At 67.5% G+C, this 21,616-nt stretch carries 24 protein-coding genes; 6 read left to right on the forward strand and 18 right to left on the reverse strand.

The genetic code is table 11. The features are described from left to right. Position 1: 1 nt before the first annotated feature. Positions 2 to 604, reverse strand: a complete 603-nt coding sequence (locus tag ABD683_RS02015; RefSeq protein ID WP_344766854.1) for a TetR/AcrR family transcriptional regulator — start codon at positions 602 to 604, stop codon at positions 2 to 4. Positions 605 to 680: 76 nt separating this feature from the next. Here ABD683_RS02015 and ABD683_RS02020 point away from each other — a divergent pair, with 76 nt between their 5' ends. From ABD683_RS02020 to ABD683_RS02030, 3 genes are all read left to right on the forward strand, one after another. Beyond that, positions 681 to 1,934, forward strand: a complete 1,254-nt coding sequence (locus tag ABD683_RS02020; RefSeq protein WP_344766856.1) for a cytochrome P450 — start codon at positions 681 to 683, stop codon at positions 1,932 to 1,934. 89 nt (positions 1,935 to 2,023) lie between these two features. After that, positions 2,024 to 2,923, forward strand: coding sequence for an ABC transporter ATP-binding protein (locus tag ABD683_RS02025; RefSeq protein ID WP_344766858.1), 900 nt, complete (start codon positions 2,024 to 2,026; stop codon positions 2,921 to 2,923). Beyond that, positions 2,920 to 3,729, forward strand: a complete 810-nt coding sequence (locus ABD683_RS02030; protein ID WP_344766860.1) for an ABC transporter permease — start codon at positions 2,920 to 2,922, stop codon at positions 3,727 to 3,729. Before ABD683_RS02025 ends, ABD683_RS02030 begins: the two co-directional genes overlap by 4 nt. Before the next feature lie 58 nt (positions 3,730 to 3,787). On the opposite strand, the gene ABD683_RS02035 is transcribed toward ABD683_RS02030, so the two are convergent. The 4 genes from ABD683_RS02035 to ABD683_RS02050 form a co-directional block, all read right to left on the reverse strand. After that, positions 3,788 to 4,450 (reverse strand): PepSY domain-containing protein, encoded by a 663-nt coding sequence (locus ABD683_RS02035; protein WP_344766861.1) that lies wholly within the window; start codon positions 4,448 to 4,450, stop codon positions 3,788 to 3,790. 56 nt (positions 4,451 to 4,506) lie between these two features. Beyond that, positions 4,507 to 5,823 (reverse strand): sensor histidine kinase, encoded by a 1,317-nt coding sequence (locus tag ABD683_RS02040; protein WP_344766862.1) that lies wholly within the window; start codon positions 5,821 to 5,823, stop codon positions 4,507 to 4,509. Further along, positions 5,816 to 6,493, reverse strand: a complete 678-nt coding sequence (locus tag ABD683_RS02045) for a response regulator transcription factor (RefSeq protein WP_344766864.1) — start codon at positions 6,491 to 6,493, stop codon at positions 5,816 to 5,818. The genes ABD683_RS02040 and ABD683_RS02045 overlap by 8 nt, the downstream gene beginning before the upstream one ends. Before the next feature lie 61 nt (positions 6,494 to 6,554). Next, positions 6,555 to 6,770: a KTSC domain-containing protein gene (locus tag ABD683_RS02050; RefSeq protein ID WP_344766865.1), complete on the reverse strand. Its 216-nt coding sequence runs from the start codon at positions 6,768 to 6,770 to the stop codon at positions 6,555 to 6,557. Between the two features lie 28 nt (positions 6,771 to 6,798). On the opposite strand from ABD683_RS02050, the gene ABD683_RS02055 reads away from it, so the two are divergent. Further along, complete coding sequence (locus ABD683_RS02055; protein WP_344766867.1) at positions 6,799 to 7,143, forward strand: DUF2200 domain-containing protein; 345 nt, start codon at positions 6,799 to 6,801, stop codon at positions 7,141 to 7,143. Here ABD683_RS02055 and ABD683_RS02060 read toward each other — a convergent pair. After that, positions 7,130 to 8,167, reverse strand: a complete 1,038-nt coding sequence (locus ABD683_RS02060; RefSeq protein ID WP_344766868.1) for a zinc-dependent alcohol dehydrogenase family protein — start codon at positions 8,165 to 8,167, stop codon at positions 7,130 to 7,132. The two genes, ABD683_RS02055 and ABD683_RS02060, sit on opposite strands and share 14 nt — an antisense overlap. Positions 8,168 to 8,183: 16 nt before the next feature. Beyond that, positions 8,184 to 8,909, reverse strand: a complete 726-nt coding sequence (locus ABD683_RS02065; protein ID WP_344766870.1) for a lytic transglycosylase domain-containing protein — start codon at positions 8,907 to 8,909, stop codon at positions 8,184 to 8,186. 114 nt (positions 8,910 to 9,023) lie between these two features. On the opposite strand from ABD683_RS02065, the gene ABD683_RS02070 reads away from it, so the two are divergent. Next, the gene (locus tag ABD683_RS02070; protein WP_344766871.1) at positions 9,024 to 9,557 is read left to right on the forward strand and encodes a MarR family winged helix-turn-helix transcriptional regulator; all 534 of its coding nucleotides are present in this window, start codon (positions 9,024 to 9,026) and stop codon (positions 9,555 to 9,557) included. On the opposite strand, the gene ABD683_RS02075 is transcribed toward ABD683_RS02070, so the two are convergent. Genes ABD683_RS02075 through ABD683_RS02085 form a run of 3 tightly spaced genes read right to left on the reverse strand, consistent with a single transcriptional unit; the run spans position 9,554 to position 12,608 of the window. Continuing rightward, complete coding sequence (locus ABD683_RS02075; protein ID WP_344766873.1) at positions 9,554 to 10,408, reverse strand: SDR family NAD(P)-dependent oxidoreductase; 855 nt, start codon at positions 10,406 to 10,408, stop codon at positions 9,554 to 9,556. The two genes, ABD683_RS02070 and ABD683_RS02075, sit on opposite strands and share 4 nt — an antisense overlap. Continuing rightward, a complete protein-coding gene (locus tag ABD683_RS02080; RefSeq protein ID WP_344766874.1) occupies positions 10,405 to 11,508 on the reverse strand; it encodes an Rv3169 family protein in 1,104 nt (367 codons plus the stop codon). Before ABD683_RS02080 ends, ABD683_RS02075 begins: the two co-directional genes overlap by 4 nt. Then, entirely contained in the window at positions 11,499 to 12,608 is a 1,110-nt protein-coding gene (locus ABD683_RS02085) for a phosphotransferase family protein (protein ID WP_344766875.1), read from the reverse strand. The genes ABD683_RS02080 and ABD683_RS02085 overlap by 10 nt, the downstream gene beginning before the upstream one ends. A 182-nt stretch (positions 12,609 to 12,790) precedes the next feature. Between ABD683_RS02085 and ABD683_RS02090 the strand changes: the two genes are divergently transcribed. Continuing rightward, positions 12,791 to 14,305, forward strand: coding sequence for an aldehyde dehydrogenase family protein (locus ABD683_RS02090; RefSeq protein WP_344766876.1), 1,515 nt, complete (start codon positions 12,791 to 12,793; stop codon positions 14,303 to 14,305). Between the two features lie 148 nt (positions 14,306 to 14,453). Here the strand turns inward: ABD683_RS02090 and ABD683_RS02095 are convergent, their stop codons facing one another. From ABD683_RS02095 to ABD683_RS02130, 8 genes are read right to left on the reverse strand one after another with little or no spacing between them, the layout of a single operon-like run. Beyond that, positions 14,454 to 14,600, reverse strand: a complete 147-nt coding sequence (locus ABD683_RS02095; protein WP_344766877.1) for a DUF1059 domain-containing protein — start codon at positions 14,598 to 14,600, stop codon at positions 14,454 to 14,456. After that, entirely contained in the window at positions 14,597 to 16,066 is a 1,470-nt protein-coding gene (locus ABD683_RS02100; RefSeq protein WP_344766879.1) for an FAD-binding protein, read from the reverse strand. Before ABD683_RS02100 ends, ABD683_RS02095 begins: the two co-directional genes overlap by 4 nt. A 10-nt stretch (positions 16,067 to 16,076) precedes the next feature. After that, on the reverse strand, positions 16,077 to 16,814 hold the full coding sequence (locus ABD683_RS02105; RefSeq protein WP_344766881.1) for a glucose 1-dehydrogenase: 738 nt from the start codon (positions 16,812 to 16,814) through the stop codon (positions 16,077 to 16,079). 24 nt (positions 16,815 to 16,838) lie between these two features. Next, positions 16,839 to 17,924 (reverse strand): NAD(P)H-dependent amine dehydrogenase family protein, encoded by a 1,086-nt coding sequence (locus ABD683_RS02110; RefSeq protein ID WP_344766883.1) that lies wholly within the window; start codon positions 17,922 to 17,924, stop codon positions 16,839 to 16,841. Positions 17,925 to 17,941: 17 nt separating this feature from the next. After that, positions 17,942 to 19,591 (reverse strand): FAD-dependent oxidoreductase, encoded by a 1,650-nt coding sequence (locus ABD683_RS02115; RefSeq protein ID WP_344766885.1) that lies wholly within the window; start codon positions 19,589 to 19,591, stop codon positions 17,942 to 17,944. Next, entirely contained in the window at positions 19,588 to 19,989 is a 402-nt protein-coding gene (locus ABD683_RS02120; RefSeq protein ID WP_344766887.1) for a carboxymuconolactone decarboxylase family protein, read from the reverse strand. The genes ABD683_RS02115 and ABD683_RS02120 overlap by 4 nt, the downstream gene beginning before the upstream one ends. Further along, positions 19,982 to 20,863: an NAD(P)-dependent oxidoreductase gene (locus ABD683_RS02125; protein WP_344766888.1), complete on the reverse strand. Its 882-nt coding sequence runs from the start codon at positions 20,861 to 20,863 to the stop codon at positions 19,982 to 19,984. Before ABD683_RS02125 ends, ABD683_RS02120 begins: the two co-directional genes overlap by 8 nt. Then, the gene (locus tag ABD683_RS02130; RefSeq protein ID WP_344766889.1) at positions 20,860 to 21,606 is read right to left on the reverse strand and encodes an SDR family oxidoreductase; all 747 of its coding nucleotides are present in this window, start codon (positions 21,604 to 21,606) and stop codon (positions 20,860 to 20,862) included. The genes ABD683_RS02125 and ABD683_RS02130 overlap by 4 nt, the downstream gene beginning before the upstream one ends. Between the last annotated feature and the right edge of the window lie 10 nt (positions 21,607 to 21,616).

The following is a 21,616-nucleotide window of genomic DNA, read 5'->3' on the forward strand; positions in this document are numbered from 1 at the left end:
CCTAGGTCCTCTCGCGCAGTGCCGGGGCGACCCAGCGACGCAGGTAGGCCCGGAGGTCGTCGCCGGTACGCGGCGGGTCACCGGGATCGAGGAAGAACGACTGCAGGGTCCGCAGCAGGTGCTCGACGAGCTCAAGCTGCTCGTCCTGGGTCAGGCCGATCCCTGACCAGTCGATGTCGATGTCGGTGAGCAGCTTGCCGCCCAGGGCGATCGACGACGGTGCCGTGAGCTCGGCGATCGTGGTGCTGATCTGGCCCGGGGCGACGAGCCGCTTGAGGGCCGGATCGTCACGGAGGTGCTCGTAGACGTACGCGACGACCTCGACGACCGCTTCGGCAGGGTCACCCTTCGACGCGGCCGCGACGTGGCCCACCAGATTTTCCTGGAGCTCGTTCACCGCGTACATCGCCGCGGCGTTGAGCAGGTCGTTGGTCGTCGGGAAGTAGCGGTAGACGGTCTGCCGGGTGACCCCGAGCAGGTCGGCGATCTCGGCGGTGCTGGTGGAGCCAGACTCTGCGAGCCTCTCGCAGGTGGCGGTCAGGATCCGGGCGCGCGCCTCGTCGGCATCGAGCGGCGGGCGACCTCCCCAACCATGTGACCTCACTTGACCACCATACACATTCGTGATTCTGTTCATCCACAATCTCTGATCTGTATGGCCACCGCGCCGAGGAGCCCCCATGACGATCGACACCCTCCCCACCGGCTTCGACTTCACCGATCCCGACCTCAACCTCGAGCGCGTGCCCCACGAGGAGTTCACGCTCCTGCGTCAGACGGCTCCCATCCACTGGGTCGAGCAGACCGAGGTCGCCCGGGCAGGCATGCACCCCGACGCCGGCACCGGCTACTGGGCCGTGACCAAGCACGCCGACATCGCCGAGGTGTCCAAGAACAGCAAGGTCTTCTCCAGCCGCGAGAACGGCGTGATCATCCGCCTCCCCGAGACGTCCACCCGCGAGTCGGTGGAGATGACCCAGGTCGTCATCATCAACCAGGACGCGCCCGACCACACCGCGCTGCGCTCGATCATCAGCCGCGGATTCACGCCTCGTGCGATCGGCGCCCTCGACGACGCACTCGAGGAGCGCGCCCGCCGCATCGTGACCAACGCCGTCGCGGCAGGTTCCGGCAACTTCGTCGACCAGGTGGCCTCGCAGTTCCCCCTCGAGGTCATCGGCGACATGCTCGGCATCCCGGCCGAGGACCGCCAGAAGATCTTCGACTGGACCAACCAGATGACCGGCGCCGAGGACGCCGACCTGGCGCGCGAGGACAACGACCCAGCGGCAGCGGCGACCGAGGTGCTGATGTATTCGATGGGCCTGGCTGCCGACCGCAAGGCCAACCCGCGCGACGACATCGTCACCAAGCTGGTGCAGTCCGGCGAGGACGGTGGCCGCGGCCTGACCGACGACGAGTTCGGCTTCTTCGTCATCGCACTTGCCGTGGCAGGCAACGAGACCACCCGCAACGCCACGACCCACGGGATGCTGGCGTTCTTCAACAACCCCGATCAGTGGGACCTGTGGGTACGCGAGCGGCCCGCCACGATGATCGACGAGGTCATCCGCTGGGCGACACCGGTCACGTCCTTCCAGCGCACCGCCCTGGAGGACGTCGAGCTCGGCGGCGTGCAGATCAAGGCCGGCCAGCGGGTCGCTCTGTTCTACGCCAGCGCCAATCACGACGAGGACGTGTTCACCGACGCCTTCACGTTCGACATCACGCGTGATCCGAACCCGCACCTCGCGTTCGGCGGACACGGCGCCCACTACTGCATCGGCGCCAACCTCGCCCGCGCCGAGATCAAGCTGATCTTCGACGCGCTCGCCGATCTCGCTCCCAACATCACCCAGACCGGCGAGATTTCGCGCCTCCGCTCGGGCTGGCTCAACGGCATCAAGACGCTCCCGGTCTCCTACAACGGGTGATCCCTTAGGGCGGGTCAGGGTTCGGCTGGGGGTCACTCCGGCGTTGTCCCCGATGTGGCGATATCCCCGTTGCCGCGAGGCTTCGGGACATGATCACAGTCGATTCCCTCACGAAGAAGTACGCCGGCTTCACCGCCGTCGATGACGTCTCGTTCACCGCACGCTCGGGGCGAGTCACCGGATTCCTGGGCCCCAACGGCGCCGGAAAGTCCACCACCATGCGGGTCATGGTCGGTCTCACCGTGCCAACCTCGGGCCACGCGCTGATCGACGGTCAGCCGTTCGCCGAGCTGCCCAACCCCGGGCTGAAGGTCGGCGTCCTCCTGGACGCCTCGGCCCAGCACGCCGGTCGTACGGGCCGCGAGATCCTGACCCTCGCCCAGCGCACCATGGGCCTGCCGAAGCTCAGCGTCGAGCACATGCTGCACACCGTGAGCCTGACCGACACCGAGGCAGACCGCCGCGTACGCAACTACTCCCTCGGCATGCGCCAGCGGCTCGGCATCGCCACCGCACTGATCGGCGACCCCGAGGTACTGATCCTTGACGAGCCGGCCAACGGTCTCGACCCGGCCGGTATCCGCTGGATGCGCGACCTCCTCCGCGACTACGCCAACAAGGGCGGCACCGTACTGCTCTCGTCACACCTGCTCCACGAGATCGAGGTCATCGCCGACGACATCGTGGTGATCGGCAACGGCAAGATCGTCGCCCAGGGAACCAAGGCCGAGCTGCTCAACGCCGCCGGCACCGTCGCCCGGGCCGACTCGGCCTCCGAGCTGGCCCGCGCCCTGCTGGCCGAGGGCATCGTGAGCACCCCCACCTCCGACGGAGCCATCCGTACGGACGCCGAGCCCGCGCAGGTCGGCAAGGTCGCACTCGCGGCCGGTGTCGCCCTCACCGAGCTCAAGTCGGCCGACAACGCCGGCCTCGAGGAGATGTTCCTCGAGCTCACCGCAGAGACCCAGCGAGAAGGAGCAGCAGCATGAGCACCGCAACCCTCGAGGCGCCGGCACAGTCCGCCGCGCGTCAGGCCGCCCAGGCCCAGCCGATCCCGACGACACGACTCGTCAGCGTCGAGCTGCAGAAGATGTTCGACACCCGTTCGGGGTTCTGGCTGATGATGAGCATCGCCATCGCCGCCGTGCTGGCGACGACGGCGACGATCTTGTTTGCCCCGGACGACGAGCTGACCCAGGAGGCCTTCGCCGCGGCGATCGGCTTCCCGATGGCGGTGATCCTGCCAATGGTCGCGATCCTCTCGGTGACCAGCGAATGGACGCAGCGCAGCGGGCTCACGACGTTCACGCTGGTGCCGAACCGTGCGAGGGTGATCGGCTCGAAGGTCCTCGCGACCCTGACCGTCGCGGTCGGCTCGATGGTGCTCGCTCTCGTGGTGGGCGCCCTCGGCAATGTCCTCGGCTCGGCCATCGCGGGCGTCGACACCACGTGGGACGTGAGCCTGCAGGAGTTCCTCCTGATCATCCTGGCGAACGTGCTCGGGATGCTGATCGGCTTCATGCTCGGCCTCGTGATCCGCAACTCCCCCGGCGCGATCGTCGGCTACTTCGTGATCTCGTTCGTCCTGCCCGGCCTGTTCATGGCGTTGGCGAACTTCCAGGACTGGTTCGAGGACGTCTGGCCGTGGATCGACTTCAACTACGCCCAGGGTGCGCTGTTCAACGGTCACCTGACCGGCGAGGAGTGGGCCAACCTCGGGGTCACTGGAATCATCTGGCTCGTCATCCCGACGGCGATCGGCCTGCGGATGGTGATGCGGTCCGAGGTGAAGTAGCCCGGGCCTGACGAGGGCCCCTGACCGGCAGCTGCTGGTCAGGGGCTCTCGTCGTATCTCAATCGTTGTCGACCTTCGTGACGTCGAATCCGGTGCTGAGGTCGATCTCGGGCTCCGAGCCGTTGCTGGTGAGCACCTGCACCGAGTAGGCCTCGGCCGGGTCGTCGTCGAGGTCGATCCCGATGATGGTTCCCTGCTCCTCTCGCAGCGCGGCCTTTACGGCATCGGCGATGGTCTGCGCGGTCAGCGTGCCCGCCGGTGCCGGGTCGTTCGCGTCGTCGCCGTCGGCGACGTCAGTCCGTACGATCGACGCGCTGCCGTCCGCCGCGACCAGGACCGTGGTCTCGTCTCGGTTCGAGGCTTCGAAGTCAACGCTCCAGGACCCGTCGCGGTTCGCCTCCATGGAGGTCGGCGTGCCGTTCGAAGCCTTCGCAGCCGAGGCAAGGATGCCAGCAATGTCCGAGGCATCGGTGGCTCCGTAGGTGGAGCCGCCGCCTACCGGCACGGGTGAGTCGTCGTCGGCGTCGTTGTTCACGGGCTGGGTGGCGACGGGGCGGTCATCGTCGTCGCCGTCAGCCACGGCAGTGCCGAGGCCGACGCCGCCGGCGAGAAGGGCCGCAGCGGCGAGTCCTCCGCCGACCCACAGCGTGGGCTTGCGGTGCCAGAAGGACGTAGTCGTCGGGTTGGTGGGAGTGGTCTGGGTTTCGTCTGTGTTGGTCATGACTCCAGCCTGCGGCGGTGCCGCTGAACCCATCCTGAAGCAGCCTGAAGCGCCCTTCAGGAAGACGTCGGGAACGCGACGGTGACGCGCGCGCCGCCAAGTGACGACGTCTCGATGGTCACGTCTCCGCCGTGGGCACGAGCGATCGCTCGTACGATCGCGAGACCCAGTCCGCTGCCACCCGCCTCGCGAGCCCTTGCTTCGTCGAGTCGCACGAAACGCTTGAAGACCCGCTCGCGCTCGGCCTCAGGGATCCCGGCGCCATCGTCGTCGACGCTGACGACCGCGTTTCCGTTCACCTCGGCCACACCGAGCTCGATGCGACTGGATGCGTGGCGTGCCGCGTTGTCAGCGAGATTGCGTACGAGCTGGCCGAGCAGCCGGGCATCACCAGAGACGCGGGCCGCGCCGATTGCCGATCCGTCCACCGTCTTGTCGCGTGCAACGGTTGATCGCAACCGCGTCACCTCCGCGAGCACGAGGTCGTCGAGATCGACCTGGGTGAACCCATCCGGCGCTCCTTCGTCGAGCTTGGCGAGCAACAGCATCGACTCGACGATGGACTGCAAGCGCGCGCCCTCCCCGAGCACCACGTCGGCGAGCTCGGATGTGCTGGTCATGGCGGGATGAGCGTGTGCGAGCTCGGCGTGCTGCCGGAGCGTAGCCAAGGGAGACCGCAGCTCATGGGACGCGTCAGAGACGAACCGCCGCTGCGCCTGCTGCGACTCGTCCAGCCTGGCCAGCATCCGGTTCATCGTGCTGGCCAGTCGGGCGATCTCGTCGCCCGAGTCTGGCTCGACCACACGGCTGTCGAGCCGATCAGCCCCGATCTGATCAACTTCCTGACGAATTCGACTGACTGGAGCGAGCGCCCGGCCGACCACGAACCACACCGTCGCGGCGACCAGCGCCAGCAGCGCCGGAATGGCGAGCAGCAGCAGCCTTCTCACCGTGCCGCCGACCTGATCGTCGACCTCCAGCGAATGAGCCAGTACGACGATGCGACCGTCCTCGAGGTCCTCACTCACCACGAGCGCGGGTTCGTCGTCGATCGTCATCTCGAACGGCTCATCACGAACTGGAAGGGTGGCGCCCTCCACCTCCTCGGACCTGGCCAGGACTGACCCGTCCCTCGCGACCAGAACCGCAGCCTCATCGTCGAGCCTCGTGATCGCATCCACCCCGTCGGTCTCGACTTCCGCTGCGAGTGCCTCCACCCGCAGCTCGGCCGCGTTCTCGGCATCGGCACGGAGGCTGTGCGACAACGCGGCGCTGAACGCGTACGCACCGGCTCCGAGAGCCAGCGCGACGATGACGACGGCACCGAGCGTGACGCGTGCCCGCAGCGATCGCGGCCGCAAACGGTCAGCCACCGTCGGCCGCCAGCCGATAACCAGCACCACGTACGGTCTCGATCGCCGTCCGCCCGAACGGGCGATCGATCTTGCGGCGCAGGTGTCCGACATACACCTCGACGATATTGGGATCACCGTCGAAGTCGTCGTCCCAGACGTTGCCGATCACCTGACTCTTTGACCGGACCTGCCCGGCATGCCTCAAGAGGTATTCCAGCACCGCGAACTCACGGCTTGTCAGGTCGATCTCCGCCTCGGCACGGACCACTCGCCGCGTCCCGGGATCCAGGCTCAGGTCGCCAGCTGTGAGTACGGCCGGCCGCTCCGGTGCGCCTCGCCGGATCAGTGCGTGCAGACGAGCGACGAGGACCGAGAACGCGAAGGGCTTGGTCACGTAGTCATCTGCTCCGCCCTTGAACGACTCGACCTGGTCCTGGTCGCCGTCACGTGCCGTCAGCATCAGGATCGGTGTCCAGTCACCCTCGTCCCGCAGGGCAGCGCAGACCTTCCATCCGCTCATACCCGGCATCATCAGGTCGAGGACGATCGCGTCGTACGTGTTCTCGCGCGCGAGCCAGAGCCCGTCGATCCCGTCGTGGGCGACGTCGACGGCGAATCCTTCAGCCACCAGGCCCCGTCGAACACCTTCGGCGAGGGAGACCTCGTCGTCGACGATCAGGATGCGCACCCGACCAGTCTGACCGATGGTCGCTGAAGGCACGCTGAAGAGAGCCGCGCCCAGCAGTCTCCTAGACCTCGCGGGCGGCGTATCGGGGCTTGACGGTGAGGTTGACGTACCGGCCGATCGAGCCGCTCTGGAGCAGTTCTTGATGGACGGACGGAGGGACCAGGGAGTACGCGTACGTCGAGCCACCCTCGAACTCGATCCACAACTCGTTCGTCGCCGAGTCGTATCCGACCGCGACAACACTCGATGACTCGACAGACTCCATCCTCGGCGACATGCGTTCCCTCTCTCACTAGGCTGAGCCCGTGCACAGAGTCTTCACGATCCCCGTCAGCTCGGTCTATCCGCATTACGTGGCCAAGGCTGAGAAGAAGGGCCGCACCAAGCGCGAAGTCGACCAGATCATCCGCTGGCTCACGAGCTTCGACCAGGCCGCCCTGCGTCGTCACCTCAAGAACGAGACGACCTTCGAGGAGTTCTTCGCCAAGGCCACGATCAACCCCAAGGCCTCGCAGATCACCGGCGTCGTGTGCGGCATCCGGGTCGAGGAGATCGAGGACCCGCTGATGCAAAAGCTCCGCTACCTCGACAAGCTGATCGACGAGCTCGCCAAGGGCAAGCCGATGGAAAAGATCCTCAGGGACGGATGATCGTCACGCCACCGACTCCGGCTCCCGGCTCGCCGAGTGCGGCAAGACGTACGGGTGCCTCGTCGAGGGTGATCAGGTCACGTACGAGCAGCTGCGGATTCAGCAGCCCATCGGTGATCTCGGCCATCATCGCCGGGTACGACCACGCCGACATTCCGTGACTGCCCAACACCTGCAGCTCTGAGCCAATCACCAGATCCATCGGCACCGGCGCTGACGAGTCCTTGCCAGCCAGCAGACCGACCTGGACGTGGCGACCTCGCCTACGTAGCGAGCGCAGCGAGTTGACCATCGTGTCGGCGCTCCCCAGAGCGTCGAGGGAGAGATCGGCTCCACCTCCCGTGACGTCCCAGACCTGCGAAACCACGTCCTCGTTCGCGTTGATGGTGGCAACCGCTCCGAGCTTGGTCGCGAGCTCGAGTGACTCCGGTGCGAGGTCGATGGCGACCACCCTGGCACCGCGGGCCACAGCGATCATGACGGCTGACAGCCCGACGCCGCCGCAGCCGTGCACCGCGACCCATTCGCCGGACTCGACCAGTCCGACCTGAGTTACGACTCGGTACGCCGTGCTGAACCGGCAGCCGAGGCTCGCCGCCACCTCCATGCTCATCGAGCCGGGCACGGAGACGACGTTCGCGTCGGAGCGATCGATGGCGACGTACTCGGCAAACGAGCCCCACTGGGTGAACCCGGGCTGCTGCTGATCCTCACAGACCTGCTGGTCACCGCGCTTGCACGTGGCGCACCGACCGCAGGCGATCACGAAAGGCGTCGTGACCCGGTCGCCCGAGCTCAGGCCTCGGGCGTTCGGCCCGACCTCCACGATCGTCCCAGCGAGCTCGTGCCCAGGCACGTGTGGCAGACGGATGTCGGAGTCATGACCCATCCAGCCGTGCCAGTCGCTGCGGCACAGACCAGTCGCCTCGACCCGGATGACCACACCGCTCTGGGGGCATGCGGGGTCGTCGACGGTGACGACCTCGGGGAGCTGCTGGAACGACTCGTACATCACGGCGCGCATGCGTGAATCCTAGGAGTCACCGAGTCGCGTACGAATTGGCCTGCGCAAGCACGCTGCGTACGTACTCCTCCGAGTGGTTGTACGAGTGCACCGCGCGACTCCACCCCTGTCCCGTGCGCAGGTCAACGCCCGACGCACACAGGTAGCGCCCGGCCGTGTAGGCCGCGTCGAACATGTTGTTGGGGTCGCTGACGCCGTCGCCGTTGCCGTCCGACCCCCAGCGACGCCAGGTCGACGGGATGAACTGGAGCGGGCCGACGGCGTGGTCCCACGTGGAGTCACCGTGCCATGACGCGGACTCGGCGTCGGAACGTATCGCGGCAAGCCCGCCCGCACCGCTCAGCGCAGGTCCGAGGATCCGATGCGTCGTCGTCCCATCGGCTCGCAGCGCGGCGCCGCCATGCGTACCGTGACCTGTCTCGACCCAGCCGAGGGCGGCCAGGGTCGTCCACCCGAGGTGGCAGGACGGCCGCTCGGCCGCGAGGCGAAGAGTTGCCCGGGCGTACGCGTCAACGGCAACCGAGCCGATGCCGGTCCTGGCGACCTGGTCGGCCAGCCACGTCGGCGACACCGGACTGCCTGTGCCGGCAGCGGGAGGGGCGACCGCGACCGAGCCAGCCGGGGCAGGCAGATAGCCCGGCTGCGCCGTGGAGCCGCGCGAGACCAGCACCAGGCAGCCTGCAACGACCGCGACCAGGAACACGACCGCGCCGATCGAGGCCGTCAGCGCGCCTCGGGTCATCTCGTCATCCTAGGTCGGCGGGTGAGTGATCTCACGAGGTGCGCTCCTTCATAGCGGGGCCATCGGTTGATAGCGTCTCAGGACGTTAGTACTTCGCACTCACAGGAGCTCACCGTGCCAGCCGACGAGACCACCCCGCGGGTCGTACCGCCGTTCGAGCTGCACGACGCCGTGAAGGCGACGCTGCCCGACGTCAACCAGGACGTCGCCCTGATCCACCTGACGCTGCTGCACCTGGGCCGCCTGGTCGAGTCGTCGATCCAGGGTGTGATCGCACCCGAGGGGCTGGAGATCTCGGAGCACTCGGTCCTGACCGCCCTGGTGTTTGCGGGGCCGCCATACACGATGTCGCCGACGCAGCTGAGCAACGTGATCCTGCAGACGACCAGCGGCATGTCCAAGACGTTGAGGCGCATCGAGCGCCTCGGCCTGATCGAGCGGGTCGACGACCCCAACGACGGCCGGTCACGGTTGGTCGTGCTGACCGACAAGGGGCGCGAGATGTCCGAGCGTCCCCTTCGCCAGCTCGTCACGCAGTGGAGCGAGCAGCTCGAGGGCGTCAGCGCCGCCGAGCTCAGCAACGCCGCCAACACCCTGTGGTCACTCGTCCCCCACATGGATCCGCGTTTCGAGGGCCCGGCCACCTAGTCGCGGAACTCCTTGTCGACCGCGGGAGCGCTCTTGGCAGCGCGCTCCTCGTACGCCTTGCGCTGCGGGTCGTCGAGCGCGTCGAGCGCCGCCCGCTCGCCGCCCAGCACCTTGTTGAGCCACTCGCCCGTACGACGCGGGATCAGCGCGCCCGACCGCACCGATGGGCCGAGGCTCCTGGGCACGTAGATGTTGGGGCGCGGCTTGCGGATCGCCGAGAGGATCCCCTCGGCGACCAGCTCGGGCGTGACGGGCTTGGCCGGCCCCTTGTTGGCCCGGAAACCGGTGGCAAGCTCGGTGTGCACCATCGCGGGGTGCACGACCGAGATCTGGATCGGCGTCTTGTCGGCCTTGAACTCGATGTGCAGCGAGTTGGAGAACCCGCTGACGGCGTGCTTGCTGGCGACGTACGTCGACGCGCCCGCGATCGGGATGCGACCCGCGGCGCTGGAGACGTTGATGATCTGCCCACCCGTCCCCCGCTTCTTCATGCGGGTGACCATCTCCTTCGTGGCATAGATGACGGCCATCAGGTTGAGGCCGATGATGTCGTGGGTCGCTCGATCCGTCTCGTCCTCGATGCGGTTGAGCGGCATGATGCCGGCGTTGTTGATCAGCACGTCGACCGGACCCAGCTCGGCCTCGACCTCGTCGAGGAACGCCTTGAACGCGGCGCGATCGGTCACGTCGACCACCCGGCCGAACACGCCGGACTCCCTGATCGACGCCTCGTCGAGGTCGCAGATCGCCATCGTCGCGCCGGCGCTGGTCAACAGCTTGGTCGTCGAGGCGCCGATGCCACGGCCGCCACCGGTGAGGACGACGACCTTGCCCTCGAGATCGCGCTTCACGGTGCCACCGACATGTAGTCGGCGAAACCGGTCGGGTCGTGTCGACCGACACTGGCATGCTCGAAGAGGCCGTGGCCGACCTGGCCGTTGCACGTCGCGCGGGCCGAGTGGTCGATCACGCCCCACGGGAACCGCCCGATCACGTCGGGTTGGGTGAGGTCGTACGTCGCAGTGCTCATCCAGTCCTTGCCCTTCCACAGTCCGTGGGTCCATTCGGGGTCGCCGCCATAGCCGCAGCCGATGTGGAGCGGCACGAATGACAGCGACTCCACCTCGATCAGCAGCTCCTCGCCCCGCTGCGTCGTCAGGTGGATGCGTGCTCCGGTCGGGATGCGGGTGCCCGACGCGTAGTCGATCTCGATGCGCGGCCAGCCGAGCTGCTCGACCCGGCCGTCAGGGAACACCCGCACGGCGTCGTTCAGCGTACGGAAGCCGTCCGGCTGCTCCTGGATGATCACGATCACCGCGAAGTCGTCGAACTGCAGCGGTGCGTAGAGCCACCAGAAACCCTCGAGTGCCTGCTCCGCAGCACGGCCAGGGGGCTCGGGCTCACCGATCGGCCTGATCCCCCACGAACGGTCACGGGTGCCGGTCCAGTCGCTGACGTCGTACGACTCGCCGCCCACCTGCAACGAGCCCGCCCAGGTGCCGACCTGCGCGAAGCGCTGCGCATCGAGCGTCGGCCGGTCGTTCGCGTCGAGCATGATGTGGCGCTGCTCGAGCACGGCGGGGAACGATCCCGTCCAGGTCAGGTCGATGCCGATGTGCTCGTTCTCGCAGGTCAGCCGCAGCGAGTTGAGCGGGTCGAGCACGTCGAGCTTCAACGGACCGACCTGCTGCTCCAGGCTGCGAGCGTCGAGGGCATCGGAGAGGTTGAGCGAGAACAGCTGGTCCTCGACGCGTACGGCTGCGAACGCGTCCTTCACGCCGAGATTGGGGTACGTGCCGACACCGGCGATCAGGAAGACCTCGCCGAGCTTGTCGTGCGCGTTGAGGTAGCAGCGGTCATAGAAGTTGCGGTCGCTGCTGTCCGGCCTGGCGATCGGCAGTGGCGCCTGATGGATCGGGTACTCGTCCATCGCGGTCGGCATCAGGCCCATGTGTACGTCCCTTCCAGCAGCTTCTTCATCAGCGCGGCATGCATGACGTAACCGTCCGGTTCCTCAGGCTGCAGCTCCTCGCCGAAGTGGATCATCCGCCGCTTGACCTGGCTCATCACCACGGCGTGGCGCAGCGACGAGTAGACGATGTACCAGTCGAAGTCGCGCACCGTGTGCCCGCTGAGCTCCTCGTACGTCGCCACGACGTCGTCACGGCGGAAGAAGTCGGGGATGCCGGGCATCTCGAAGACGTTGGCGATGTCCTGGAAGAAGACGTGGAGGAACACCGACCATGCGAGGTCGACCTCACGCGGGGCGATGGCGGCCATCTCCCAGTCGATCACGGCAGCCGGCGTGAGCTCGTCGAAGATGATGTTGCCGGGGCGCGCGTCCCCCCAGCTGAGCACTCCGGGGCCCGGATCGGCCGGCCAGTGAGCCTCGAGCCACTCGAAGGCCTGCTCGATGACCGGGATGCGGAGGCCGTCGGTGGAGCGGGTCCACTCGTAGTAGGCACGCAGCGCGTCGACGTGCGCCCGCAGCGGCTCACCCTCGGGCGCCAGGGTCGAGAACACCGTCGGCGCATCGGCGATGCCGTGGATGCCAGCGAGCGCCTTGACGGTGCCGTCCTGGAGCGTCCGTCGCTCCTCGGCAGTGGCCTCCATCAGCCAGCCGCCGAAGACGTACGGCGGGTTGTCCGTCGGGGTCCGTCCGCGGACAGACCGCATGACCCCGAACGGGGCGCCGACGACGTCGCCGGTCTCCTCCACACCGACGATGTCGGGCACGGGAACGTCGCTGTGCTCGGCGACGAGCTTCATGACCTCGAACTGCTGGACGATGTCGTACGACGGGAACACCGGGAACGATGTGTCCTCCGGTGGCATCCGGGCGACCAGCGGCTCACCGTCGGCGTCGAACAGCAGAGTCACGCTCGACATGCCACCGCCCTGCGGTGCGTGCAGGTTCGCGATCGTCACGGGCGCGTCGTCCGGGGACGTTGCGGAGAGCCAGGCGGCGATCGGCTCGGCGAGCGTGGCGAAGTCGCGCTCGTGCACGGTCATCTTGGTCTCGGCATGCACGTCGTGATCTGACGCGGTCATGTAGTCTCCCTGAAAAGTAGCGTCCTAGGACGTGAAGTAGACCAGTTGAGCAATCAATGGTCAAGGAGTTCCGGCAAAGCGTCGTGCTGCGTTGGACACTTGTCCAGTCACTCTTCCAGATATGTGGAACATGTTCTACCCTCGGCTCATGTCTCATGGGCTCTCACGAAAGCAGGCCGCCGATGACCACCACGCAGCGTGAATCGACTCCCGTCACCGCAGACACGTTCGACGTCGTCAATCCCGGCACGGGAGCCGTGGTCGGCAGCTATCCGATCCACACGTCCGGTGACATCGCCGAGCTCCTCGACCAGGCTCGCGAGGCGCAGGTCTGGTGGGCAGCACAGGGATTCGGCGGTCGCCAGCGCATCATGACCCGCTGGGTGCGCTGGCTCGCGGCCCACGCCGAAGAGATCTACGCGCTGGGCAACTCCGAGACGGCTCGCCCCATCGGTGACGTGCAGATGGAGTTCATCGCCGGGCTCGAGGACATCCGCTGGACCGCCGCGAACGCCGAGCGGGTGCTCAGGCGCCGCAAGGTCGCACCTGGCATCGCCTTCACCAACTTCGCCGCCGATGTCGTGCACGAGCCTCTCGGCGTCGTCGGCATCATCACGCCGTGGAACGTCCCGATCTACACCGTGTTGAGCGGCGCAGCCTGCGCCCTGGCCGCCGGCAACACCGTGATCGTCAAGCCCAGCGAGCTCAGCGCTGGTGCCGGCGCCTTCGTGATCGACGGGTTCCACAAGGCCAATCCCGACGCTCCCGCCGGTGTCCTCAGCTACGTGCACGGACTCGGCGAGACGGGCGCTGCCCTCTGCAAGTCAGGCGTGGACAAGCTGGCGTTCACCGGATCGGTCCCGACGGGACGCCGAGTCATGGCGGCCTGTGCCGAGAACCTCACGCCCGTCGTGCTGGAGCTCGGCGGCAAGGACGCCACGATCATCGCCGAGGACGCCGACCTCGAGGCAGCATCGACTGCCGTCGTCTGGGGGGCGTTCTTCAACGGCGGCCAGGCGTGCGTCGGCGTCGAGCGTGTCTACGTCGTACGCGCCGTACGCGACGAGTTCCTCGAGCTGGTGCGCACGAAGGCCGAGAAGGTCACCGCCGGGCTCGACGACGGCGTCAGCTACGGCCCGATGATCACCCCCGGGCAGGTCGAGATCGTGCGACGCCACATCGACGCGGCTGTTGCCGGTGGCGCCACGGCTCTCGTCGGCGGACCCGAGTCGGTCAAGCCGCCCTTCGTACATCCCGTCGTGCTGGTCGACGTGCCCGAGGACAACCCCGCAGTCTGCGAGGAGACGTTCGGGCCGGTCGTGGTCATCAACACCGCCACGGACGTCGACGACGCGATCCGCCAGGCCAACAGCACGTCGTTCGGCCTCGGCGCCTCGGTGTTCTCCAGGAAGCGCGGAGCCGAGATCGCCGGCCGCATGCGCGCCGGCGGTGTCACGGTCAACGCCGTGCTGTCGTTCGTCGGCATGCCGTCCGTGCCGTTCGGCGGGGTCGGCGACTCCGGCTTCGGCCGCTTCCACGGCGATGCGGGACTGCGTGAGTTCACGTACGCCAAGAGCACCGTGCGCAAGAAGTTCAGCATGGGGCCCAACGTGCAGGAGTTCCCCCGCACGGCTGAACACTACGACGTGATCCGCAAGACGATCAGGATGAGGTACGAGCGCAAGTTCCGCGGCTAGGCCCCCTGCAGGAGCGGTGGATCCTCAACCGAAAGGCCCTCGTACGGCAGCATCGGTGACTCTTCAACCCAAACAGCGCCCATTCGGTTGAGAACTCACCGTTCACCTGGAACAGCGCCCATTCGGTTGAGAACTCACCGCTCACGGGTTAGAACGCCATGAAGAGGATCATGTCGCGGTCGTACTCACGTCCCGGGTGATCGGCTGCCAGGTGTTCTTGGACCTTGGCCACGAGGTCGTCCTCGTCGGTGCCGACGATCTGCACCGAGCACGGGCAGTTCAGCCGCGTCTTCATGCGCCGACCTGCGCCGATGCGGCGTGCTTGCCGGCGCGGCGGCCGAAGAACGAGCCCTCGCCGAGCTGCGTGCCGGAGCAGTAGCCGTTGCCGTCCTGCGCGATGTTGGAGGCGCAGGCGCCGGCGGCGTACAAGCCCGGTATGACCGAGCCGTCGCTCCTTCGAGCTTGTCCATCGACGGTCGTGGCGATGCCGCCGATCGTGAACCCGGCATACAGCGCGACACCCAGGGTGAGGTCGAGCACGGCCCACGGTGCCGTCGTCTGCGGTGCCAGCCAGTCGGGGTGCTTGTGGAAGTCGGGGTCCTCGCCCTCGGCGGCGTTGGCGTTGTAGGTGTCGAGCGTCTCGCGCAGGACCTCGACGGGGATGTCGAGCCCCTCGGCCATCTCCTCGACCGTCTCGTAGCCGTCCTTGAGCGGCACCAGTGGCATCAGCTGCTCGGCGTAGTGCTCGGCGTCGACGATGAGGTACGCAGCCGAATCGGGCTGCTTCATCACGTGATAGCTGCTGCGGGCGTGATAGCTGTCCTCGGCGACGAAGCGCTTGCCGAGCTTGTTGATCACGAGGCCCTTGACGAGCTGTGACGGCGGATAGAACGGCGCCGTGATGAACGGCTCCTCCATGTGCTCCAGGGCCGCGCCGACCGACTGGCCGAGACGAATACCCAGGCCGTCGTCGTACGTCGAGCCGAGCGTGAACAGCTTCTCGCCGAGTGCCGGCGTGTACTTCTGCACCATGTCGGGATTCATCACGAACCCGCCGGCCGCGATGACGACCGACGACGCCGCGACGACACCCGTCCGGTCGAACGACTTCCACGCGACGCCGACCACGACGTCCCCATCGATGACGAGGTTGGTCACGCCGGTCTCGTAGCGGACGTCGACACCTGCCTCCTCGACCTTGGTGCGCAGCAGGTCCATCACGATCCTGGTGCCCTCGGTGTCACCCGGCACCGGGACCTTGTGGCCACGCGGCGCGGGCTGGATCTCGTCGCGGTAGGGCCAGACCTTCTCGTTGCCCGTGAACATGAGCCCCTGGGTGCCGGGCTGGATGACGGCCTTCTCGGGATAGAAGGAGCGCTCGAACTCGAAGCCGAGTGCCTCCAGCCAATCGAACTGTTCGACGGAGCCTTCGCAGTACGCGCGGATCTTGTCCTCGTCGGGATCCTTCGTGCTCGCCATGAGGTAGGCGAACATCGCCTCGACCGAGTCCTCGTGACCCGTGGCCTTCTGTACGGCGGTGCCGCCGCCGAGATAGAAGTGGCCGCCGGACATCGACGAGGTGCCACCGTGGACGGCGGACTTCTCGAGCAGCAGCACTCGCGCGCCGGCACGGGCGGCCTCGAGGGCAGCGCAGCCGCCAGCGATGCCGAATCCCGCGACGACTACGTCGAAGGTCTCGTCAGCGGGCGTGCTGGAGGCGGGCAGGGCTTCGGGGACGACGAGACCGGAGGGTGTGGACATGGTTCCTCGTTCAGAGCTTGGTGGGGATGAGTGAGACGGTGCCGCCATCCATGACGAACTCGGCACCGGTGGAGAACGACGACTCGTCGCTGGCCAGGAACAGCACGAACGTCGCCACCTCCTCGGGCTTGCCGGGTCGTCCCAGCGGGATCGGGATCATGTCGTCGGGCATCGCGTCGGTCGCCGGCGTGCTGATGCGTCCCGGGTGGATCGAGTTGACCCTGATGCCGTGCGGGGCCAGCTCGAGCGCGACCGACTTGGTAAGACCGCGAAGGCCCCACTTCGAGGCGACGTATCCGTGTGCCCACGGGGTGCCGCGCAGACCCTCGATCGATGACGTGTTGATGATCGAGCCACCACCGGCGGCGATCATCGCGTCGCTGGCCGCGCGCATGCCGAGGAACGCGCCTGTGAGGTTGACGTCGAGCATCTGGTGCCAGAGGTCGGCCTTGTAGCGGTTGATCGGTCCGCCGTTGAAGATCCCGGCGTTGTTGAACAGCACGTCGAGCTTGCCGAACTCCGAGACCGTGAACTCCACCGCTGCGCGCCAGTCCTCGTCCTTGGTCACATCGAGGTGCACGTAGCGGGCCGCGTCGCCCAGCTCTGCCGCGAGTGCCTCGCCCTCCTCGTCGAGCAGGTCGCCGATGACGACCTTGGCGCCTTCGGCGACCAGCAGTCGGGCGCTGGCGCCGCCGATGTTGCGCGCTCCTCCGCTGATCAGGGCGACCTTGCCGTCAACGCGTCCCATGGTGAACCTTTCGCATCTGTGGAGTCAGCCGGCCAGTGTCGTGGCGAACACGCCACGGGCCGTGCCGAAGGGCAGGTCGAGCATCGTCTTGAAGCCGGGGTCGGCGGCGATGACGTCGGGGATCGCGTTGACCAGGCGTCCCGCAGCAGTGGCGATGGCGGCGTAGTTGTGGTCGCCACGCGCACTGGTCGGGCAGATGTCGACGACGTACGAGGGCTCGCCGACGATCTCGACGCGATAGGAGCCACCTTCCTGGGCCGGCTGCGGCCAGTCGGGACGGATGCCCTCCATGATGCGTGTCGTGTGCTCGATGACGAGGACCTCCTTGCCGTTGACCACGCCGGCGATCTCGAAATGCACCGCCGCGACGGTGCCCTTCTCGATGTGGCCCACTGCGATGTCGAGCGCCTCAGGCGCAGGCTCCTGCTCGAAGCGCTCAACGATCTCGTCGAGCTCGAAGCCGAATCCCTTGGCCATCAGGCGCAGGCTGACGCCCCACGCGGCCGTGAGCATGCCCGGCTGGAACAGCATCGGCAGGTCACCGATCTCCTTGCCGAAACCCATGACGTCGAACATGACGGGAGCGCCGTCGTACGTCGCGTAGTCCGCGATCTCCGAGCAGCGGACCTGCTCGACCTTCTGACACGTGGAGGCGATGGCGAACGGCAGCAGGTCGTTGGCCCAGCCGGGGTCGACACCCGTGACGAACAGGCTGACACTCCCTGCGTGGCACGCATCCTCGAGCGGGTCGATCATGCTGTCGGGCAGCAGCCCGTACGGGTAGACCAGCGTCGCCGGTGACGTGCTGACGACGTTGATGCCGGCCGCGAGCAGCTTCTGGAGGTCGGCGAGTGACTCGAAGAACCGGGTCTCGGCCAGCGCGCAGTAGACGGCGCAGTCGGGGTCCAGGGCGATCGCGGCGTCGAGGTCGTCGATCGCGGTGATCCCGGTGACGACGTCGAGGCGGGCGAGCGTACCGGCGTCCTCTCCGACCTTGTCCGGATCGGACACCACCAGGCCGACGAGCTCGAAGCGCGGGTCCTCGATCAGCTGCGACAGCGCGATCCGGCCGACGTTGCCGGTGGCGACATGGACGACTCGGATGGGCACGGCGGCCTCCTGGGTGGTCACTGCTCGGCCCCGATGCGGATCTGCTCGGCACGATCGGAGATCTTGAGCCGCGGTCGGCCGATGGCCTTGCCCTCGGCCCGTTCGTGGCTGTCGAGCCGCTTCCACGCGACCAGGTCGACGATCGCGACCCCGCGCTCGGTCAGCAGTGCGTCGAAGGCGTCCTTGTCGCCGACCGTGTCGGCGAGCCGGCCCTCGTAGTAGTCGTCGACGACCGCGGTCGCGGTCTCGACGGCGCAGGTGCGGTTGGTGCCGATCACGCCCGACGGGCCACGCTTGGCCCAGCCGGTCGTGTAGACGCGGGCCACCAGCTCGCCGGACTCCGGATCGGTGACCCGGCCACCGTCATTGGCGAACCGGCCGGACTCCTCGTCGAACGGCACCCCGTCGACCGCGGTCGACCGGTAGCCGGTCGCGCGGAGGATCAAGCCTGCGTCGATCGTCTCTACGTCGGACGGATCGTTCGTACGGGCGAGAGCAATCGCTGTTGCCCGCTCCTCCCCCACGATCTCCTGGGGCGTGAGGCCGAACCTCAGCACCAGCCGCTTGGCCCCGGTGGGCGCGGTCTCGGCGACACGGCGGAGCAGTGCGACCTTCTGGCTGGCGGCGTACGTCGCAGCGGTCCGCTCCGAGTCATCGATGTCTGCCAGGCTCGTGAGCTCGGCCGGATCGACGATGACGTCGATGTCGGGGTTGTTTATCAGCGCGAGCAGCTCCGGCGTGGTGAACGCCGCGTGCTCGGGACCGCGGCGGCCCACCAGCACGACCTCCCGGATGGCGGACTCGCGGAGCCCGTCGATCGCGTACGGTGCCATGTCGGACGACTCGTGCAGGTGGTCGGGACTGAGCAGGAGCAGCCTGGCCATGTCGAGTGCGACGTTGCCGTTGCCGATGATCACGGCCCGCTCATGGTCGAGCGCCGGCGCGAGGTCGACATGATCGGGCTCGCCGTTGTACCAGGTCACGAACTCCGCAGCGGAGTAGCTGCCGGGGAGGTCCTCGCCCGGGACGCCGAGCGTACGACCGACTGCCGCGCCGGTGGCATAGACCACCGCGTGGTGGTGCTGAAGCAGGTCGTCGTGCGTGATGTCCTTGCCGACCTCGACGTTGAGGCGGACCGTCGTGCTCTTGTGGCGGGCGATCGTGTCGAACATGACCGAGGCGTCCTTGGTGCCCAGGTGATCGGGCGCGACACCGTGACGTACGAGCCCGTGCGGTGTGGCGAGCCGGTCGATGACGGTGATCTCGACGTCCGCACGCCTCGTCGCGGCGAGCTCCTCAGTGACGAACCAGCCCGCCGGACCGGAACCGACCACGGCGACCCGCAGCGGCGCCTCCTGGTCCTGGACCTTCGGGCCGGCCGGCGGCGGTGCCGCGGGGAACGGGATGTCGCCGACCCAGGTGAAGTAGTCGGCGTTGATCTGGGCGTAGTCGCTGAGGTGCTCGGGCAGCTCGGAGTCGGCGTGGACGGCACTCACCGGGCAGGCGGGCACGCAGGCTCCGCAGTCGATGCACTCGTCGGGATTGATGTAGAGCATCTCCGCCGTGGCGAAGTCGGGATCGTCAGGCGCGGGGTGGATGCAGTCGACCGGGCAGACAGCCACGCACGAGGCATCGTTGCAGCACGACTGGGTGATGATGAAGGTCAACGACCAGAATCCTTCTCTTGCTGTGCACGGGCGGCCTTGGCGATCGTCTCCTCCACGATGGAGTTGAGTCGGGCACCCTGGGGCCAGCCGGCGTAATGACTGAGGAACACCACAATCTCACGAAGCGCCGCGTCATCGAGGTCGCCTGCAGAATGTGCCGCCGGGACCTGGATCCCGAGTACGTCCGCCGCACCCTGCCCGGCCAGCATCCCGATCAGCAGGAGCCGCCGGTCACGGTCGGTCAGACCGGGTCGCGACCAGATGTCGGCGAACAGGTGGTCGGCGGTGTAGGCGAAGAAGTCGCCACCACCGTCGGTCATGTCGAACCCGTAGACCTGCTCCATCTTGCGCAGGCCCTTGGCGCGCTGCTCGGGCAGCTCGTCGAACTTGTCAGGCATCGTGATCTCCTTGCAGGCCCAACGCGAGACCGAGCCGGTCGGCTGCCATCCGGGCGAGGGGTACGTCGACGTCGAGCTTGTCGGCGAGCGCGATCGCGAAGCCGAGATCCTTCTCGCCGAGGGCGCGCACGTGGGTGAAGACGCCTTCCCAGAAGTCACCGTCCGGTATGGGCGCGGTGGTGTTGCGGTGCATGATCGCGCCGGGGCCGCCGGTGATCGCGTCGGTGTGGCGTACGACGTCACCGAGCGCCACGATGTCGAGCCCGGCGGCCTCGGCGAGGCGAGCAGCCTCGGCGGTCGCCGTGAACGAGACGAAGTGGAGCAGGTTGCGGGCCAGCTTGAACCTGGTGCCCGCGCCGAGCTCACCGGCGTGGACGATCTTCGATCCCATGACCGAGAGCACGGGTTCGACCGCCTTGAAGCCCTCGGGGCTGGAGCCGACCATGATCGCCAGCGATCCGTCGGCGGCACCCATCGGACCGCCCGAGACCGGCGCATCGACGACCTCCACGGCGAACCCGCAGACGCCCATGACCTGGTGGGTCAGCTCCGCGGGAGTCTCCGGCGCCACGGTGGAGTGGATGACGAACGAGACGGCGATGTTGTCGTTGCGGGTCTTGAGATCGGCAAGGACCTCACCGAGCACGCTGCGTACCTGGTCGTCGTCGCGAACCATGACGCAGATGACGTCGGCCCAGTTGCCCATCGCGCCGATCGACTCGGCGGCGGTGGCACCGGCCGCGACGAGCTCGGCGACGGGCTCGGGCGCGACGTCGAAGACCTGCAGGTCGATCGACTCGTCGGCCGCGAGACGCAGCGCCATCGGCTTGCCGATGTTGCCCAGGCCGATGAAGCCGGTACGCCTCGGCTTCACGACCGCCACGTCTGACCGCCGTCCACCGCGAGGATCTGTCCGGTCACCCAGGACGACTCGTCCGACAGCAGGAACAGCGTCGCGCCGACCATGTCCTCAGGCTGACCCATGCGCTTGAGCGCCATCGTCTTGATGATGTCCTTGGTCGCGTCGCCTGCCTGCGTACGAGTGGCCTCGGTGTCGACCGGTCCCGGAGCGACCGCGTTGACCCGGATGTTCATGCCACCGACCTCGTGGGCCAGCTGCTGGGTGAGGCCGTTGACGCCGACCTTCGCGAGCCCGTAGAAGCCGGAGTAGAGGTAGGCAGCCGTGCTCGACTGGTTGACGATCGAGCCGCCGCCGCGCTTCTGCATCGACGCGAACACCGCACGCGTCATGATCAGCGCGCCGTCCATGTTGACGCTCATGAACTTGCGGTAGTAGTCCCAGTCGACCGTGATCAGCAGGTCGAACTCCATGGCGCCGTAGATCGCGGCGTTGTTGATGAGCCCGTCGATCCCGCCCCACTCGCCCTCGACGGCTGCCACCAGCGCAGAGGCCGATTCAGCCGATGAGACGTCACAGGTCACGAACATCGCGTGGCCGCCGTCGGCCTCGATCTGCTTGACGACCTGCGTGCCGGCGTCAGCGTTGATGTCGGCGACGACGACCTTGGCACCCTCAGCGGCCAGCGCCTTGGCGTATGCCTCGCCGATGCCCTGTGCCGCCCCGGTGACGACGACGACCTTGTCCGTGAAACGCATGCTTCTCCCT

Source organism: Aeromicrobium panaciterrae (assembly GCF_039537165.1).
GTDB classification, from domain to species: domain Bacteria; phylum Actinomycetota; class Actinomycetes; order Propionibacteriales; family Nocardioidaceae; genus Aeromicrobium; species Aeromicrobium panaciterrae.